Here is a 17,570-nt window from a genome sequence, read left to right on the forward strand (position 1 = left end):
TATTGTTAGCCTGGCTCAGTGCAACTGAACCAGGATGCATTTTTAATTTGATTGAAGAATGCGTTCTAATTCACCTTTTGCTTGTCGTGAGAAATTGATTAAATCACTTTCTTTTTCAAAAAAATCAAAGGATTGAATTAATGTTGTCTCATCGTGTTTTTTGAAGGCTGTTGCTTTTCTCTGAATGTCCTCATGCGCGTATCCTAGAAATCTCATAACCTCTTTAGTCATGCTCAAAGAGGAATCAAATAATTCTCTAATGAAATAATCCACACCTGCTCGATATAATTCATATGCATGCCGACGATTACGAGCTCTGGCATAAATTTTTAAATGGGGAAAATGTTGTTTGGCTAACTTCACAATCTTTAAATTAGCTTCTACATTTCCCACGGCGACTATGAGCAATTTCGCGTGTTCGGCACCAGCACTTTTTAACATATCCAATCGGCTTGCATCTCCGAAATATCCGATATAACCGAATTTTCTGAGCAACTCGATTTGTTCTGGATTTTTTTCCAATACTGTAATTTTTATATGTTCACCGTTAAGTAAGCGCCCTATAATTTGGCCAAAACGACCATAACCTGCCAGAATAATCCCATTTTTTTCATTAAACGAATCGTATTCTCGTTCCGGTAAAAAACTCATAAATTTGGGTAGGACAAATCGATGATAGAAAAGCATTAAAAAGGGAGTTGCAAGCATGGATAATGCAACAACAAGAGTAAAAAAGGCTGCACTTTCCTGATTGATTACTTTGGTAACACCCGCATATTCGAAGAGTACGAAGGCAAATTCACTCCCTTGCGCTAGCGCAAATGCAAAACCTAAACTTTGCAATTTAGTTAAATCAAAGAAACGTCCTAACAGGTACAAAATAATGGCTTTGAAGGTAATTAAGGAAAGTACAGCAACAATAATCAGCAGTGCTTTATTGGAAAAGAGAGAGAAATTCATCCCCATTCCGACAGAGATAAAGAACAATCCAAGCAAAATTCCTTTAAAAGGTTGAATATCAGCATCTACTGCATGTTTGTATTGAGAGTTAGCTAATACAACACCAGCAATAAAAGCACCTAATGCAGGAGAGACGCCTATAGATTCCATTAATAAAGTAACACCAACTACTAAAGCAAGAGAAAAGGCGGTAAATACTTCGCGTAAATTGGTTCTGGCAATAATTGAAAACAAGTGCCTGGATAAGTAATGGCCCACTAAAATAACTGCACCGATCACTCCAGTTACCAAAACTGCATGTAACCATCGAGGAAGATTCATGATAAATGCTGTTTCGTGGATGTTGATTTTTATATTTGCATGTTGTTCGAGTAATGGAATAATGATTAAGATAGGGATTACTGCAATATCTTGAAATAATAATACAGCGAATGAGGTTTCACCTTCGGCTGTTTTGAGCAAATTTTTTTCTTGAAGCATCTGCAAAACAAGAGCGGTTGATGAAAGGGATAAAGCCATACTTACGGCTAAAGTTGCTCGCCAATCAAAACCAATGAGGAGCCCAACAGCTGTTAAGATGCTTGTAGTTAAGAGTACTTGTAAACCACCCAAACCCACAATGAGTTTTCGTAATTTCCATAACATGGCTGGTTCCAGCTCCAAACCAATAAGAAACAACATCATAATCACACCAAATTCGCCAAAATTCATAATTTGTTGTGAGTTTCCTATTAGTTTTAATCCAAAAGGGCCAATAAGAATACCAACGGTAAGATAGCCGAGAACGGAGCCTAATTTGAATCGGCTGGCAATAGGAACCATAATGCTGGCTGCGGCAAGAAAGATGAAAATATTAAGCATCAAGTGACCATTCATAATTTTAACTCTGATTGTTATTTTGCATGACAATTTTTAAATTTTTTGCCACTACCACAAGGGCAGGGCGCATTACGTGCAACTTTGGGTTTATTAGTTTTTTCTAATCTTTGTTTGTGAACTCCGCTGACATAAAACCAACGACCATTTTCTTTGTGAAATTCACTTAGCTCATGAATAATTTTTACTCGGTTATCCTCGAAATAACGTGCAGCAAACTCCACAAAACCTTTATCAGGATCCGGTGTATTTGAATTCAAAACGTCTAAACTAATCCAGGTTACACTTTTAGCCCACTGCTCTGCCTCCAATTCATTAAAACCCATTAAGGCTTTGCCTTTCATTGTATTTTTGATGTAATCAATTTTACCCATACTGTAAGCAGTATATCGAGAACGCATCAATTGCTCTGGAGTTTCTGGTTGTTGTTTTTTCTCAAGATATAAACCACAACACAGTTCATATTTATTTTGTGATCCACAAGGGCAAAATGACATGGTATGATCCAGCTAAAAGTCAAAATTGGATTTTTGAATTATATTCGATGTAGCATTAAATTTTTACTAAATTACACATTATTTAAGGTAAAATAATGAATTCCTATTTATTTACGCAAAACATAGAACAAATCGATCACCAAAAAAGTGTTAATCTATTAGAAGCTGGCAAAGTTTTGTTTTTTCCAGAATATTTTTATGCTCCTGTAGACTCGATTTTATTATCTGAGAATGTCCTGGATGGCAGCCGTAAAAATGTAAGTTACGATATTCGTAATAAAAAGTTAAGCGCTTATAAAAAAGATATAAATAATTTGGATGCTAAACTTAGAAATATGATGCATGGTTATGCAGAATTTGCACATCAATTAATTCAAACTGCTCTTCCTTCTTACGCGCCTCATTTGCAATGGGGAAGAACCAGTTTCCGGCCCGCGCAAATTAATGGCCGTGTTTCTTCAAAACGTAAAGATGATACGCGTTTGCATGTGGATTCCTTTTCAGCAAGCCCTGTCCATGGTTTAAGAATTTTACGAGTTTTTTGTAATATCAATCCTACTGAACCACGAGTTTGGAATCTTGGTGAGCCATTTGAGGATGTTCTTAATCGATTTGCACCTAAAATTGCTCCTTACAGTAAAATGAAAGCAAAAATGCTGAAATGGGTCAAAGCAACAAAAACTTTAAGACCTGCCTATGATCATTACATGCTGCATCTACATGATACGATGAAATTGGATGATACTTATCAGGCAAATGTTGAAAAAGTGCGAATTGATTTTCCTGCTAAAAGTACCTGGATAGTTTTTACTGATCATGTGTCGCATGCAGCGCTAAGCGGGCAGCATTTGTTAGAGCAAACGTTTTATCTGCCGGTTGATAAGATGACAACACCAGATTGCTCTCCCTTAAATCAATGGCAGAAAATTAGGCCCGAGCTGAGTTCTTTGAACCTATATAGCTGATCCGTTGTAGCTTGAGTGAATGCGTAGTAGTTCACGCTACAAATAAGCGATTAGGAAAGCCTAGCCACGATACTTTAAAAACTGTTCAAGCTCACTGGATGTCAGGGGTTTGCTGAAAAAAAATCCCTGTACTTCGTCACAATTTTGTTGTTTTAAAAAATCCAGTTGGTTTTGACTTTCTACTCCTTCAGCAATAACTTTAAAGTTAAAACTACGCGCCATAGAAATGATTGCTTCAATGATTACTTCATCACTACGTGAAGCAGATATATTTTGTATAAAAGACTGATCGATTTTTAGGCAGTCAATATGAAGTTGTTTCAGATAATTGATACTGGAGTTTCCGGTTCCAAAATCATCTAATGCAATTTGAATGCCGAGTTGCTTGAGTTGATTGAGCGTTTTTACAATATCTCTGTGCGTTATAATCACGTTTTCGGAAATTTCAAATTCTATATATTGAGGATCAAGTAGATACTCTTTAAGTGTTTTTTCTACAAAATAAATAAAATTCGATTGTTGTAATTGACGGGTGGTAATATTAATCGCGACTCGCATATAAGGTAAGCCTTTTTTGTGCCAGGTTTTTATTTGTTGGCACGCTTCGCTGATAATCCACTCACCCATAGGTATAATTAAACCTGTTTCTTCTGCAAGAGGAATAAAATCCATCGGTAGCAATAATCCTCTTTCGGGATGATTCCACCGAATTAAGGCTTCTACGGATAATAAATTTTCTTTATCAAGATTAAACTGCGGTTGATATAATAAAAAAAACTCTTGATTTTTAAGGGCATTCCGTAAATCAGATTCGAGTTTAAAACATTGGTTAGAATACTCATGTAATTGGGTAGCATAAAAATAGTATTGATTTCCCCCTCGCTCTTTAGCCTGATACATCGCTAAATCGGCATTTTTTAACAAATCTCCAGGTGTTTCCCCATCTTTTGGGTAGATACATATTCCAACTGCAGGAGTAATTGTTATATCCCGATTTGCAATTTTGAATGGTTTTTTCATTGAATCTAAAATTTTGTTGGCAATTGTACTAGTATCCTCATTTTTAACTACATGACAAATCATGACAAACTCATCACCACCAAGCCGAGCTAAAGTATCTTCTTTACGAATTAGAGAGGACCATCGTTGCCCAACCATACGCAATAATTGATCACCAACTTCATGCGATAAACTGTCATTGATTAATTTAAATCGATCTAAATCAAAATACAGGATGGCAAATTTACACTCGTGTTTCTGTGCGTATTCAATACTGCCTAGTATCCTTTGGATTAATAGCGCTCGATTAGGTAATTGGGTCAATGGATCATGCAGTGCTTGATATTTAAGTTGTTTCTCAAGATTTGCTTGTTCCGTTATATCGCGAAAACTCCATACACGACCAATGGTTTTCTTATTCAGCCGATGTGGAAGAGTATAGCATTCAAGTATTTTGCCGCTCTTAAAAGTCACAATACTCCTACCAGCCTCATCAGTGTTTTTTCTTAGACGAACGACATCTGTTAAATACTCTCTGGGGGTAATGAGCTGATTCAGCATATAATACAAAAAGATGTTTCCATCATCAGTTTCCAACATGGATTGAGGGATCTTCCACATGGAGATAAATTTTGAATTACAATCGATTAACTTGTTGTTTAAATCGATAACTAAAATTCCATCCGCGGATGATTCAAATGTGGATCTTAAGAGTGACAAGGATTGTTGTAAGGATTCGGTACGTTCCTTAACTGTCTGCTGCAATATTTTCTCATGATGTTTGGCATCATTGGCCAAAATCCATTTTCTTGTTAACGCGCAGGCAAGTTGCCTTACTGCAACTACATCAAAAGGCTTTTTCAAGATGAGATAATTATCTCCAATGCCTAATTCTTTAACTGTTTCTTCCCAACTGTAATCAGAGTAAGCAGTACAAATCACTACTTGAATATCAGGATCTACCTCCCACATGTGCTTAATTGTTTCAATTCCGTCCCAACCAGGAGGCATTCTTATATCTACAAATGCAAGGGCATAATGTATCCCTCTTTCCAAGTTTTCCTTAATTTTTATAATTGCCTCTTGGCCTTGACTTGCTGTAGTAAAAATAAATTTAGGTAAAAAACACTCTATATCAGGATCGCCTGAGTCATTTAAAAATGGATCATCATCAAATAATTGTTTGTCTAAATGATTCAGTTCTGACTTTGTATTCGAAGCAGTCAAAACCTTGATAAAATCCTGATGTATCGAGGGATTATCATCAATAATCATAATATTTAGTGGTATATCACTCATCAGGTTCCCCCTAATTTATCTAATCTGTCGATAATCGGTAAAGTCAATGTAAATTGAGCACCACAACCTTCACCCTTGCTATCAGCCAAAAGAGATCCACCCATTTCACGGGCTGATAGGGCAGAACTGTGTAAACCAAAGCCATGGCCATTTTTTTTTGTAGTAAAACCAAAAGCAAAGATACGTTGCAAATTATCCGCATTTATTCCAACTCCAGTATCTTCGACAATGACTTGTACTGAATTTTTCTCTGATTTTTGTACTATTAGTTTGATTTCTTTAATGTGAATAGCAGTGTTTTCTAGTAAAGATTCTTTGGCATTTTGAATTAAATTGATCAATATTTGCAGTAACTTGGATTTATCTGCGATGACTAATGGTGCTGACTGAAACTCTTTAATTATCTTAATATTACTATTTTTTGAGGTACTCATAGTGATGTTTATGGCGGTATCAATCAATTCTGGAAGATAGACTTTTTCATTTACACTCGATAAACCACTAATCGATTTTTGCGTATCTACGATTTGATTAATATGCTGTAAATCATTCTGAAGATTATTCACTTCAATATTATTTTTTTTATTTTCTTCCAAAATAATTTTGGCAAGGGTTAATAGATATTTGGGAATAATTTTACCTTTGGGATCATGGGATAAATAATCAGATAAATCGTGTTGATTTTCCTCCATCATCTCCATAATTTTTAATAATTTTTTATCATAATCTTGTTGGAAACTATTTTTTAATAATGTGATGGAAACATTGGAGCTATTTAAAATATTTCCAATGTTGTGCAAAATAGTCGTTGCTACCTCTGCCATTCCCGCACGACGAGCGGTAGTTGATATTTTTTGATTTAATTCTTTGATTTTTTCTTCGGCAATTTTGCTTTTATGAATATCAATAACAATGCCAGCAAGCTGCTTATTTCCCTTTTGGCATTGGCCAATCGCTCTGTACCAGTGGTAATTTCCATTAGGATTTCTTACACGTATTTCACACTCATAATCAATTTTATCGTTTAAAGCACTCTCTATTTTTTGGACAAACTCAAACCGATCTTGCTCATGAACTAACTCTAGAAATTCTTGCGGCGAAGGAGGTTTATTGATCGGATTTAAATGAAAGAGATTGAATAACTCATTGGACCAGATGGTGTGCCCTGTGTTGCCGTCAAAAGACCAATATCCTAATCCTGCAATGTGTTGGGCAAACTCAAGCTTTTCATTCAAACTCATCATTTCACGAGAAGAAATTTTCATCGAACGTTCATGTAAATAACGCTCTTGATCTGCTTCGATATACGTATTATTGATGCGCTGGATAAAAATTTCCCATTGCTCATCAGTTTCTGGTTTTTTATTTAGACCAATGTTTGAGTGTTCGAGTTGTCGTTTTAATAATTTATGAATTTCCATATTGTCTTAGTTTAACCTTATGTTTTCATGTCTCATAAATCGTTGTAATTGTCATGGTTTGGTTATGTAATTCACAATTCCCCACTGAAAAAGGCGATAATTCTCCATATGAATAAAAACCCACTTGAGTTGAGCCTTTTGGCAGAGCAGACATAGTAGATTCAATTTCTTCTTCTGTTCGTTCGCCCAAAAGTAGTCTCCTGCCTACACAACTGATATCAATAGCCAAAACAGGTCCTAATTTTTCCAGGTTATCATTGAGCATCAATTTATTTGCGAGCAGACCTGCTTCATGAGCACTATCAATTAATCGATCAAAATTTGCTCTCATTAATTGCGCATGCCATCCCATTGGAATATCTCCTGCAAATGTCAGGGATTGTTCTTTCTCATTAATAGCAAGAATAGTACGAACCAATTGGGTCTCATCATGTATCTGAGGATTATTAATAGCCAATGGATAAAGTAATCCTGAAGAAGGTAATTCAGAGGCTTTTTCACCTAAATATTCTTTATAAAGTTGTAAAGCCGGTTGATAATCAAGCTCATATAAAATATTGGATTCCGAGCGGGTAATTCGACGAACTGGACCAAAAATATCCCATCCTCCCATAGAAGCATGGCCAATATGAATATCAGAACCATAAAAACCTACCGCAACGGCATAATGATCAAGAATTTTATTATTTAAAATAGCCCAAGTTTTTCCGAATTGGCTGCCATCACCTGCTAATCCACCTGTAATAATGATATTTTGGTTGGCCTTGACCGTATTTAATCCTTGCACGAGTTCCGAACCATTTACATTAAGTCCGTCAGATAAAATAAAAATACTGTGTAGATCGTCTGCTTTTAATTGTTCGGCAATTACCTTGCCAGCATTTTCTGAGTCTTTGCTGTTATTTACCTCAGCTTTTGCAATTTTTAATGATGTTTTAGCAAATTTGATTACAGCAACTGTAATACTACGGTCAAAAAGATTATTGCCAAAAATTTCTCCAGCAGTGGAGCAACCGATGATGTTTGAGTTGGAATAAAAGTTAGCCAATTGTATTATTGGATCTTGAAAATCCTTGAACTCTGGTGCTGCAAAAATTAGAACTAATGTGTTCTCTGAGTCAAGATCAGGAAATTCTTTCAAACTCCATCCTTTATTTTTAAGGAATTGAAAGGTCTTTATTTCCATATATCTCTCCTGTGTAACTCATTTAAGTTTGATGCTGAAAAAAATGATTTTTTATTAGTATAGTGTTAATTTTTGGTATTTACTTGGGCAATTAATTTATTTTGCGGTCAAAAGCAAGGCTAATCCTTTTTAATCTAGATTTTTTTGCTACCCAAACGAAAATTCGTTATGATAAATTTCAATATTTTTCTTAAGGGACCTAGTTTTTATGGAAGGAGAAAAATCACCAGCCAAGAATAAAAAAATGGTGATTTCTGATCGTTGGCGAGAACATTTCCCTGCAGAAAATTCGTTAGGCGTAATCATAATTTTAGTTACTCTAGTCGCTGTATTATGGTTCTATATCTCCAATAAGAAAACGCATAATGTGAGTCCTAAACCTATCCCCGTTGTTGCGGGTATTTCTACAACTCGTGATGTACCTATTTATGTTGCGGCACTGGGCACAGTAACTCCGGTGTATACCGTTACAGTGCAAACTCAAATAAATGGTTTGTTAATGAATGTTCTGTTCAAGGAAGGGCAATTGGTTAAAAAAGGTCAGTTACTGGCACAAATTGATAAGCGTCCTTATGAAGCATTACTTACTCAATATGAAGGGGATCTAAAACGGGATTCAGCTCTGTTAGCGAATGCAAAGATTGATTTAAACCGTTATCAAAAGCTATGGAAAGAAGATTCTATTTCCCAACAAACCTTAGCAACGCAGCAATCACTTGTAGAACAATATGAAGGTAATGTTAAAGCTGATCTGGGTCTCATTCAGAGTACCAAAGTCAATCTTATTTATTGTAATATTATTTCGCCTATTGATGGACGAATTGGTTTGCGTTTGGTTGATCCAGGCAATTTTGTGCAAACCTCAAACACCCAAGGTATTGCAGTGATTACTACCCATGATCCCATTACTGTAATTTTCCCTGTAGCAGAGGATTATGTGCCGCTTATTGCACCGCAAGCTTATGCTGGTAAAGAGATGGAAGTGAACGTTTATGATCGACAACAAGACCATTTACTTGCAAAAGGAACATTACTCGCTTTAGATAACCAAATTAGTACTTCTACAGGAACCGTAAAACTCAGAGCAATCTTTAATAATAAAAAGAACAAATTATTTCCCAATCAATTTGTGAATGTGAAGATATTAGTTGAAACATTGCACCAGGCAACGGTTGTGCCAACAGCTGCTCTACAGCATACAACAACAGAAGATTTTATTTACGTTCTTAATGAAGATAATACAGTAAAAATTCAAACGGTAGTTATGGGACCCGCCAGCGGTGATGATACCGTAATCAAAAGAGGTTTATTACCCGGGCAAAAAGTAGTAGTAAACGGTGCTGATAAATTAATGAATGGTTCCAAAGTACTTGTCCAAAATGAGCACGCATCGAGTGTTCCAGTCCAAAAAAGCCAAAAAGGCTTAAAGGTGAACAGTTTCACATGAGTATTTCAGGTCCATTTATCGCAAGAGCCATAGCTACTTCGTTATTGATGTTTGCGATTTTTCTGAGTGGGGTCCTTTCCTACAGGCTATTACCTGTTTCAGCGCTGCCAGATGTGGAATATCCCACAATTCAAGTATCAACTTTTTATCCTGGAGCAAGTCCGGATGTAATGAGTACTACAGTTACGGCTCCACTTGAACGTCAATTTGGACAAATGCCGGGTTTGGATCAAATGACTTCAAACAGCTCAAGTGGTTCATCCATTATTACCTTGCAATTTAATTTGGATATGAGTTTGGATGTGGCAGAGCAACAAGTTCAACAAGCAATTAACGCTGCAAGTAATTATTTGCCAATTAATCTTCCCAATCCTCCTGTCTACAGTAAAGTCAATCCAGCAGATACACCAATTCTAACATTGGCTTTGACTACAAGTACATTGCCTTTAACTCAAGTAGAGGATTATGCAGAGACACGTCTTGTTCCGAAAATCTCTCAATTATCGGGTGTTGGCTTGGTAAGTATCGGCGGTGGACATCGACCTGCAGTACGTATTCAGGCTAATCCTAATGCATTATCTGCATATGGATTAACTATGGAAGACGTACGTTCCATCGTTATGGCTTCAAATGTGAATGCTGCTAAAGGAAATTTTGATGGCCCACGCCTGGCTTATACGATTAATTCAAATGATCAGCTCTTGTCTGCTGCAGATTATCGTCCATTAATTGTTTCATATCAGAATGGAGCTCCAGTGCGTTTATCTGATGTGGCCCATGTCATTGATGGAGCAGAAAATACGATGCAAGCAGCGTGGATGGATTCAGAGCCAGCGATTATTCTCAATATCCAACGTCAACCTGGAGCGAATGTTATTGAGGTAGCAGAGCGAGTTAAAAACTTATTGAAGCAAATGGAATTGGCAATTCCTGCAGGAATGCATATCAAAGTACTTACAGATCGTACGATTAGTATTCGTTCTTCTGTAGAAAATGTCCAATTTGAATTACTTTTGTCAGTAGCATTAGTCGTAATGGTGATTTTTCTATTTTTACGTAAATTATCCGCAACAATAATTCCTAGTATTTCAGTACCATTGGCACTTGTAGGCACATTAGGCCTAATGTATTTGCTCGGGTTTAGCCTTAATAATCTTACGTTGATGGGATTAACTATTGCTGCAGGTTTTGTGGTTGATGATGCGATCGTGATGATTGAAAACATCATGCGCTATATCGAGATGGGTGAAAAACCTTTGGAAGCCGCTCACAAAGGAGCCGCTCAAATTGGATTTACTATTGTTTCTTTGTCTATTTCTCTTATTGCAGTATTGATTCCTTTATTGTTTATGGGGGATATAGTCGGTCGATTATTTCGTGAATTTGCATTGACCATAACCATAACCATAGCCATTTCTGCATTCGTTTCGTTAACGCTAACGCCCATGCTTTGTTCTCGGCTTCTAAAGCCGCAAAGTGAACGTGAAGTGACTGATTTAGAGCGTTTTCTGGAGCGTCAATTAGATTATCTTATTGAGCGATATAAGAACTCCCTGCATTGGGTTCTTTCCCGACAACCTTTTATATTACTGATTTTCTTGATTACCGTATTAATCACAGGCCTTTTATTATATCTCATTCCTAAAGGTTTTTTCCCCATCCAGGATACTGGAATTATTCAAGGAATATCAGTAGCTTCTGAATCGGTTTCGTTTAAAGAAATGGCTAATCGACAGCAAGCTTTAGTACGTGCAGTACTTTCTGATCCCGCCGTTGACAATGTATCGTCATTTATCGGTATTGATGGTACGAATATAACACTCAATAGCGGGCGTATTTTGATCAACTTAAAACCTTTGGAACAACGTTCTGGTGTTATCGAGGTGATGAATCGTTTGCAATCCAAAATCAATCAGGTTGCTGGGGCTTCTTTATACATGCAACCTGTACAAGATTTAACGATTGATACATTAACCAGTCGCACACAATATCAATACAGCATTAGTGCTCCTGATCGGGAGGAGGTTACTAAATGGTCGCAGCTCATGTTAGAGAAAATGCGCCAATTATCCATTTTGAAAGACGTTAATACTGATCAACAAAATATGGGTTTGGTTACCTCAGTGGATATTGATCGCGATACAGCATACCGATTGGGTATTACCATGCAGATGATTGATGATACTTTATATGATTCGTTCGGTCAGCGGCAAATATCCATTATGTTTACGCAACGAAACCAATACCGAGTTGTATTGGAAGTATTGCCTCCATTGCAAAGAGAATCGATTGCTTTTGACAATATTTATATTAATTCCTCTGTAATTAATTCTTCTACAAATTCTTCAATGAATTCTTCGGGAACAAATAATAATGGGATAAATTACTTGTCGAGTAATTCATTGACAGGCAATTCACAAACCCTTAATTCTTCATCCGGGATGATCTCAAGCGGTTCTGTACCCATTAAAACGTTTTCTCGTTTGAAGCAGTCGGTTGGCCCCTTGGTTATCACTCATAAGGATCAATTTCCCTCTGCTACGCTTTCGTTCAATCTTGCAAATAATGCATCCTTAGGTGATGCAGTGACTCAGATTGAAGCCGTGAAAAATAGTCTCGATATGCCTTTCAATATAGAAGCTGGTTTTCAAGGAACAACAGAAAATTTTCAAAAATCACTCGCTAATGAAGGGTGGTTGGTTGTTGCTGCAGTGGTTGTTGTTTACATCATCTTAGGTGTGCTTTATGAAAGTTATATACATCCGCTTACTATTTTATCTACCTTACCCTCAGCCTCAATGGGGGCATTGTTTGCATTGTATATAACAAAGAATGAACTGAGTATCATTGCTTTAATTGCGATTATTTTATTGATTGGCATTGTATTAAAAAATGCCATTATGATGATCGATTTTGCTCTTGAACAAGAGCGTGAATACAAACTCAAGCCTCAAAATGCAATTTATGAAGCTGCTTTATTACGTTTTAGGCCGATTTTGATGACTACTATGGCCTCCATGCTTGGTGCAATTCCTTTGGCATTCAGTAATGGTATCGGTGGTGAATTACGACGTCCATTAGGTATTGCGATTATTGGGGGACTGATCGTGAGTCAGTTGGTGACTTTATATACGACCCCTATTATTTATCTGACCTTTGATCGTATATCGCGTAAGATAATGAATTATGGCAAGCGCAATTCAGGTGCTGTGGAGACTGGATTGTGAATTTATCCTCCTTATTTATTAAGAAACCTATTGCCACAATTCTGTTAGCGTTTGGATTAAGTTGTGCAGGAATTCTTGCATTTGATTTATTACCTGTAGCACCGTTGCCTCAGATTGATTTCCCAACCATTATGGTTCAAGCTCAGTTACCAGGAGGTAGCCCAGAAGTTATGGCAACCTCAGTTGCAGCGCCTTTGGAACGACAGATAGGGCGAATTGCGGGTGTCACTCAACTTACTTCAACAAGTACTTTAGGGCAAGCCAGTATCACCGTACAATTTGATTTATCGCGTAATATTGATGGAGCTGCGCGAGACATCCAGGCAGCAATTAATGCGTCATTAAGTCAATTGCCCACTAACTTAACTAATAATCCTACTTATCGCAAAGTAAATCCTGCTGACGCGCCGATTATGATTATTGCATTGACTTCGGATAAATATACTCCAGGACAGATGTATGATGTCGCTTCAACTATATTGCAACAAAAGATTTTGCGTATTGAAGGTGTAGGGCAGGTGGGTGTTGGTGGGGGCTCATTACCCGCAGTTCGTGTTGAAATTAATCCTACAGCTTTAAATAAATATGGAATTGGATTAAACCAGCTTGCTGCAACTATTAACAATGCCAATGTGAAAGGGGCTAAGGGGCAGTTGATTCATGATGATAGCGTTTCAGAAATCAGTAATAATGATCAGATGCATAAAGCAAGTGAATATGCCCCACTTATTATTAGCTATTTCAATAATCAGCCAGTACGTCTTTCTGATGTCGCTCATGTATTCGATTCAGTTGCCGACGTTCATACTGCGGGCTTAGCAAACGGGAAACCAGCTGTGCTTTTGGTTTTATTTAAGCAACCCGGAGCCAATGTAATAAAAACAGTGGATCATGTAAAACAAATCTTACCCCAACTGGGGGCATCTATATCCAAGGATATTAAATTAAATATTTTGCTGGATAGAACAACCTCAATTCGTACCTCATTACATGATGTGGAGCTTACTCTGCTTATCGCCATGTGTTTGGTAATTTTTGTTACTTATCTTTTTCTTGGAAGTTTTAGGGCAATGATAATTCCGGGCATTGCAGTTCCATTATCTTTGCTTGGGACTTTTGCGGTAATGAAATTACTAAATTACAGTCTGGATAATTTATCGCTTATGGCTTTAACCATTTCTACAGGTTTTGTGGTCGATGATGCAGTTGTTGTATTAGAAAATATTTCTCGTCATATTGCCATGGGGAAAAAACCACTTCAGGCTGCTTTTGATGGTTCAAAAGAAATAGGTTTTACGGTGCTATCGATTAGCATTTCATTAATCGCGGTATTTATTCCAATTTTTCTTATGAGTGGCATCGTAGGGCGTCTATTTCGTGAATTTGTGGTGACACTTTCTGTCGCAATTCTGATTTCACTCGTTGTCTCCCTAACACTGACACCGATGATGTGCTCTCAAATGTTGCATGAGAATGAAGGAGAAAAAAGCAATTATTTTATGCGCTTTATGGAAAAGGTACGTTCGCGTTATGCAAAAGGCTTGCATTGGGCATTGTTTCACCCACGGGTCATGTTAATTCTTACTTTTGCAACTGTGTTACTTACTACAAGTTTGTTTGTGGTTATACCTAGAGGATTTTTTCCACTACAGAATACGGATCGGATCGCAGGTTCTTTACGGGCAGATCAAAATATCTCGTTTCAAGCGATGAAAAAGAAATTAATTCAATTTGTTTCGGAAATTCGCAATGACCCAGCCGTTGCTAATGTTGGAGCGTTTATTGGTAGTGGCCCGGGCAATAATACAGCCAATGCAGGCTCTATGTTCATTACGTTGAAGCCTACCCAAAATAATAGTCCAACCACCCCTCAGGTTATACAGAGATTGCGTAGCAAATTATCTTTAATAACTGGTGCTACATTGTATATGCAGGCAGCCCAAGATCTGACCATAGGTGGTCGACAAACGGCAGCGCAATTTCAATATACGATAACTTCTGATAATTTAAATGATCTAGCTACTTGGACGCCACGAATTATGGAGCAACTGACAAAGATTCATGGGATTACCGATTTAAATAATGACCAGCTCAATCATGGCTTGCAAACTTATGTGAATGTTGATCATGACACTGCAATGCGTTTTGGGATTACTCCAGAACAGATTGATCAAGTGTTATACCATGCTTTTGGCCAAAGTCAGATCTCGGTTATGTATATGCCAATGAATCAATATTATGTAGTCATGAATGTTGCTCAGAAATATTGGCAATATCCTGCTGTGTTGGATGAAATTTACGTCAAATCATCGGTTGGAGATGAAGTGCCTTTATCTTCGTTTGCCAGTTTTAAGACAGGTTCTACCTTATTATCAGTAAATCATCTAGGCCAGGCTCCTGCGGCAACTTTTTCATTTAATTTGAGTCCGGGAGTATCGTTAGGTGGTGTCGTGAAACAAATTACTGCTGCAATCAAAAAAATGAATCTGCCACCAACCATGCGAGGTACGTTTCAGGGAACGGCACAAGCGTTTCAAGAATCATTTGCAAATGAAAGATATTTGATAATGACCGCTATTTTAGCGGTCTATATTGTGTTGGGAATGCTTTATGAAAGCTTGATTCATCCAATAACTATTTTGTCCACTTTACCGTCGGCTGGAGTCGGTGCATTATTGGCTTTGTTGTTATTTAAGGCAGATTTGAGCATTATCGCTTTGATTGGAATGATTCTTCTGATTGGTATTGTGAAAAAAAATGCCATTATGATGATTGATTTTGCCTTGGAAGTTGAGCGGTTAGAAAATAAATCCCCACGTGAAGCAATTTATGAGGCTGCATTATTACGCTTTCGCCCAATTATGATGACTACAATGGCCGCTATATTAGGTGCCATGCCTTTGGTTATTGGTTTTGGAGTGGGTTCAGAATTGCGTCGCCCATTAGGTATTACTATTGTTGGTGGGCTGATTATGAGTCAGTTACTCACACTATACACCACACCAGTTATTTATTTGGCAATGGACAATGCTGGAACGCGTTTCCGTAATTTTATGAAACGATTTAAGTTACAAGGTGCCTATGGTCACTCATAATCGATTAAAAGCAGTATCTAACCTTGGTGAAGCGAAGCGAAATCTAGTACCTAAGGGTTATAATACTCCCAGTTTTCGCTTCGCTGCACCGAGGCTTAAATTTTTAATTTTATCTTCTCTTTCACTGTGTTCCTGTATGGTTGGACCCAATTATGTGCCTCCAAAACTTGTAGTTCCAACGCAATTCAAAGAAGCCAAAGGTAAAGAAGTAATAGGGTCTGAGCGTAAAAATTGGAAACCCATCCAGCCCCAAGATGACATAGATCGTGGCGAGTGGTGGAAGATTTTCAATGATCCAGTATTGAATGATTTGGAAGATCAGTTGAATCATTTCAACCAAAATATTGCGAATTCAGAGGCAAATTTCAGGCAGTCATTAGCAATTGTAGACCAGGCACGGGCTAATTTATATCCAACAGTAGTAGGTGCCTTTAGTTTGTTCCGACAACGACAGGCTGGAGGAACTACATCAATTATCAGTTCTTCTGGTACGACGGGCACTGCTACGACAGGTATTGTACCTACAGCAACAACAACTACAATTTATACTTCATTTTTGAATGCCAGTTGGGAGCCTGACCTTTGGGGGCTTGTTCGTCGAACCATCGAGTCAGATCTCGCTTTAGCACAATCCAATGAGGCGTTGATTGGGGTGACTCGTTTATCAGCTCAAGGTGCTTTGGCGCAATATTATTTTGAATTACGCACACTGGATAAAGTTCAAAAATATTTGGATGACATCGTAACTGCTTACAGAAAGGTATTACAATTCACACGAAATCAATATGCATCAGGTGTTGTATCGCGCGCTGATGTAGTTCAGGCACAAATCCAACTTGAATCAGCTCAGGCATCAGCAATTAATAATGGAATTTTACGCGGTCAATATGAGCATGCGATTGCTGTATTAATGGGGCGTCCGCCTGCCTATTTTTCATTAAAACCTGCAATTATAAAGTTGAAACCACCAGTGATTCCCTTGGAGGTACCCTCAACTTGGCTGGAACGAAGACCGGATATTGCCCAAGCTGAACGGCTCGTGCAACAAGCGAGTGCTTTAATTGGGGTGGCTATCGCTGCGTATTTTCCCAACTTGACCTTAAATGGAACGGTCAGTGCAGCGGGACATAGTTTTCATCAATTAATTCATAAACCCTCGATCAGTTGGTCTACAGGTATGCAATTGGCAGAAACAATTTTTGATGGAGGATATCGTGCGGCAGGGGTAAGGGCTTCAAAAGAACAATATATGGCCCAAGTTGCCAATTATCGTCAAGTAGTCCTAACTGCATTTCAGGATGTTGAGGATAATCTGGTTTCGTTACGTCTTCTGGAAAAGCAAAGTATAGTCCAGGATAAGGAAGCAACAGATGCGCTTTTTGCACTCAAAATTGTTAAGAATCAATATAAAGCGGGCACAGTTCCTTATTCTAATGTACTTTTGGCGCAAATCAGTGCGCTTACAACGGAACAGGCGGCAACACAAATAGACGGCCTACAAATGACTTCTGCTGTTGGTTTGGTTAAAGCATTAGGTGGGGGTTGGGTTGCCCATCTACCACCCAAGCGTAAAAGTTAATCTCGAGTTAAACTGGAAA

10 protein-coding genes are annotated in these 17,570 nt (G+C 37.7%); 5 read left to right on the forward strand and 5 right to left on the reverse strand.

Annotation, left to right across the window (positions count from 1 at the left end; genetic code table 11):
* Positions 1–42 precede the first annotated feature (42 nt).
* Positions 43–1,836: a monovalent cation:proton antiporter-2 (CPA2) family protein gene (locus ELY20_RS13785; protein WP_110143338.1), complete on the reverse strand. Its 1,794-nt coding sequence runs from the start codon at positions 1,834–1,836 to the stop codon at positions 43–45.
* A 17-nt stretch (positions 1,837–1,853) separates the two neighbouring features.
* Positions 1,854–2,333, reverse strand: a complete 480-nt coding sequence (locus ELY20_RS13790) for a YchJ family protein (protein WP_110143339.1) — start codon at positions 2,331–2,333, stop codon at positions 1,854–1,856.
* A gap of 95 nt (positions 2,334–2,428) precedes the next feature.
* Between ELY20_RS13790 and ELY20_RS13795 the strand changes: the two genes are divergently transcribed.
* On the forward strand, positions 2,429–3,298 hold the full coding sequence (locus tag ELY20_RS13795; protein WP_110143340.1) for a Kdo hydroxylase family protein: 870 nt from the start codon (positions 2,429–2,431) through the stop codon (positions 3,296–3,298).
* A 60-nt stretch (positions 3,299–3,358) separates the two neighbouring features.
* Here the strand turns inward: ELY20_RS13795 and ELY20_RS13800 are convergent, their stop codons facing one another.
* From ELY20_RS13800 to ELY20_RS13810, 3 genes are read right to left on the reverse strand one after another with little or no spacing between them, the layout of a single operon-like run.
* Entirely contained in the window at positions 3,359–5,596 is a 2,238-nt protein-coding gene (locus ELY20_RS13800; protein WP_110143341.1) for an EAL domain-containing protein, read from the reverse strand.
* A complete protein-coding gene (locus tag ELY20_RS13805; RefSeq protein WP_110143342.1) occupies positions 5,596–7,017 on the reverse strand; it encodes an ATP-binding protein in 1,422 nt (473 codons plus the stop codon). Before ELY20_RS13805 ends, ELY20_RS13800 begins: the two co-directional genes overlap by 1 nt.
* 25 nt (positions 7,018–7,042) lie before the next feature.
* Positions 7,043–8,203 (reverse strand): FIST signal transduction protein, encoded by a 1,161-nt coding sequence (locus tag ELY20_RS13810; protein ID WP_110143343.1) that lies wholly within the window; start codon positions 8,201–8,203, stop codon positions 7,043–7,045.
* Between the two features lie 208 nt (positions 8,204–8,411).
* Between ELY20_RS13810 and ELY20_RS13815 the strand changes: the two genes are divergently transcribed.
* Genes ELY20_RS13815 through ELY20_RS13830 form a run of 4 tightly spaced genes read left to right on the forward strand, consistent with a single transcriptional unit; the run spans position 8,412 to position 17,551 of the window.
* Positions 8,412–9,650 carry an efflux RND transporter periplasmic adaptor subunit gene (locus ELY20_RS13815; RefSeq protein ID WP_110143344.1) on the forward strand — a complete coding sequence of 413 codons (1,239 nt, stop codon included), beginning with the start codon at positions 8,412–8,414 and terminating at the stop codon, positions 9,648–9,650.
* Positions 9,647–12,877: an efflux RND transporter permease subunit gene (locus tag ELY20_RS13820; protein ID WP_110143345.1), complete on the forward strand. Its 3,231-nt coding sequence runs from the start codon at positions 9,647–9,649 to the stop codon at positions 12,875–12,877. Before ELY20_RS13815 ends, ELY20_RS13820 begins: the two co-directional genes overlap by 4 nt.
* Entirely contained in the window at positions 12,874–15,972 is a 3,099-nt protein-coding gene (locus ELY20_RS13825) for an efflux RND transporter permease subunit (protein WP_110143346.1), read from the forward strand. The genes ELY20_RS13820 and ELY20_RS13825 overlap by 4 nt, the downstream gene beginning before the upstream one ends.
* Positions 15,959–17,551 carry an efflux transporter outer membrane subunit gene (locus ELY20_RS13830; protein WP_110143347.1) on the forward strand — a complete coding sequence of 531 codons (1,593 nt, stop codon included), beginning with the start codon at positions 15,959–15,961 and terminating at the stop codon, positions 17,549–17,551. Before ELY20_RS13825 ends, ELY20_RS13830 begins: the two co-directional genes overlap by 14 nt.
* Positions 17,552–17,570 lie beyond the last annotated feature (19 nt).

Origin of the sequence: Legionella qingyii (assembly GCF_003990155.1) — a bacterium.
GTDB classification, from domain to species: Bacteria; Pseudomonadota; Gammaproteobacteria; order Legionellales; family Legionellaceae; genus Legionella; species Legionella qingyii.

Coding starts and splice junctions, on each gene's coding strand:
- ELY20_RS13785 (WP_110143338.1), bottom strand. CDS start 1,836: ATGAATGGTCACTTGATGCTTAATATTTTCATCTTTCTTGCCGCAGCC.
- ELY20_RS13790 (WP_110143339.1), bottom strand. CDS start 2,333: ATGTCATTTTGCCCTTGTGGATCACAAAATAAATATGAACTGTGTTGT.
- ELY20_RS13795 (WP_110143340.1), top strand. CDS start 2,429: ATGAATTCCTATTTATTTACGCAAAACATAGAACAAATCGATCACCAA.
- ELY20_RS13800 (WP_110143341.1), bottom strand. CDS start 5,596: ATGAGTGATATACCACTAAATATTATGATTATTGATGATAATCCCTCG.
- ELY20_RS13805 (WP_110143342.1), bottom strand. CDS start 7,017: ATGGAAATTCATAAATTATTAAAACGACAACTCGAACACTCAAACATT.
- ELY20_RS13810 (WP_110143343.1), bottom strand. CDS start 8,203: ATGGAAATAAAGACCTTTCAATTCCTTAAAAATAAAGGATGGAGTTTG.
- ELY20_RS13815 (WP_110143344.1), top strand. CDS start 8,412: ATGGAAGGAGAAAAATCACCAGCCAAGAATAAAAAAATGGTGATTTCT.
- ELY20_RS13820 (WP_110143345.1), top strand. CDS start 9,647: ATGAGTATTTCAGGTCCATTTATCGCAAGAGCCATAGCTACTTCGTTA.
- ELY20_RS13830 (WP_110143347.1), top strand. CDS start 15,959: ATGGTCACTCATAATCGATTAAAAGCAGTATCTAACCTTGGTGAAGCG.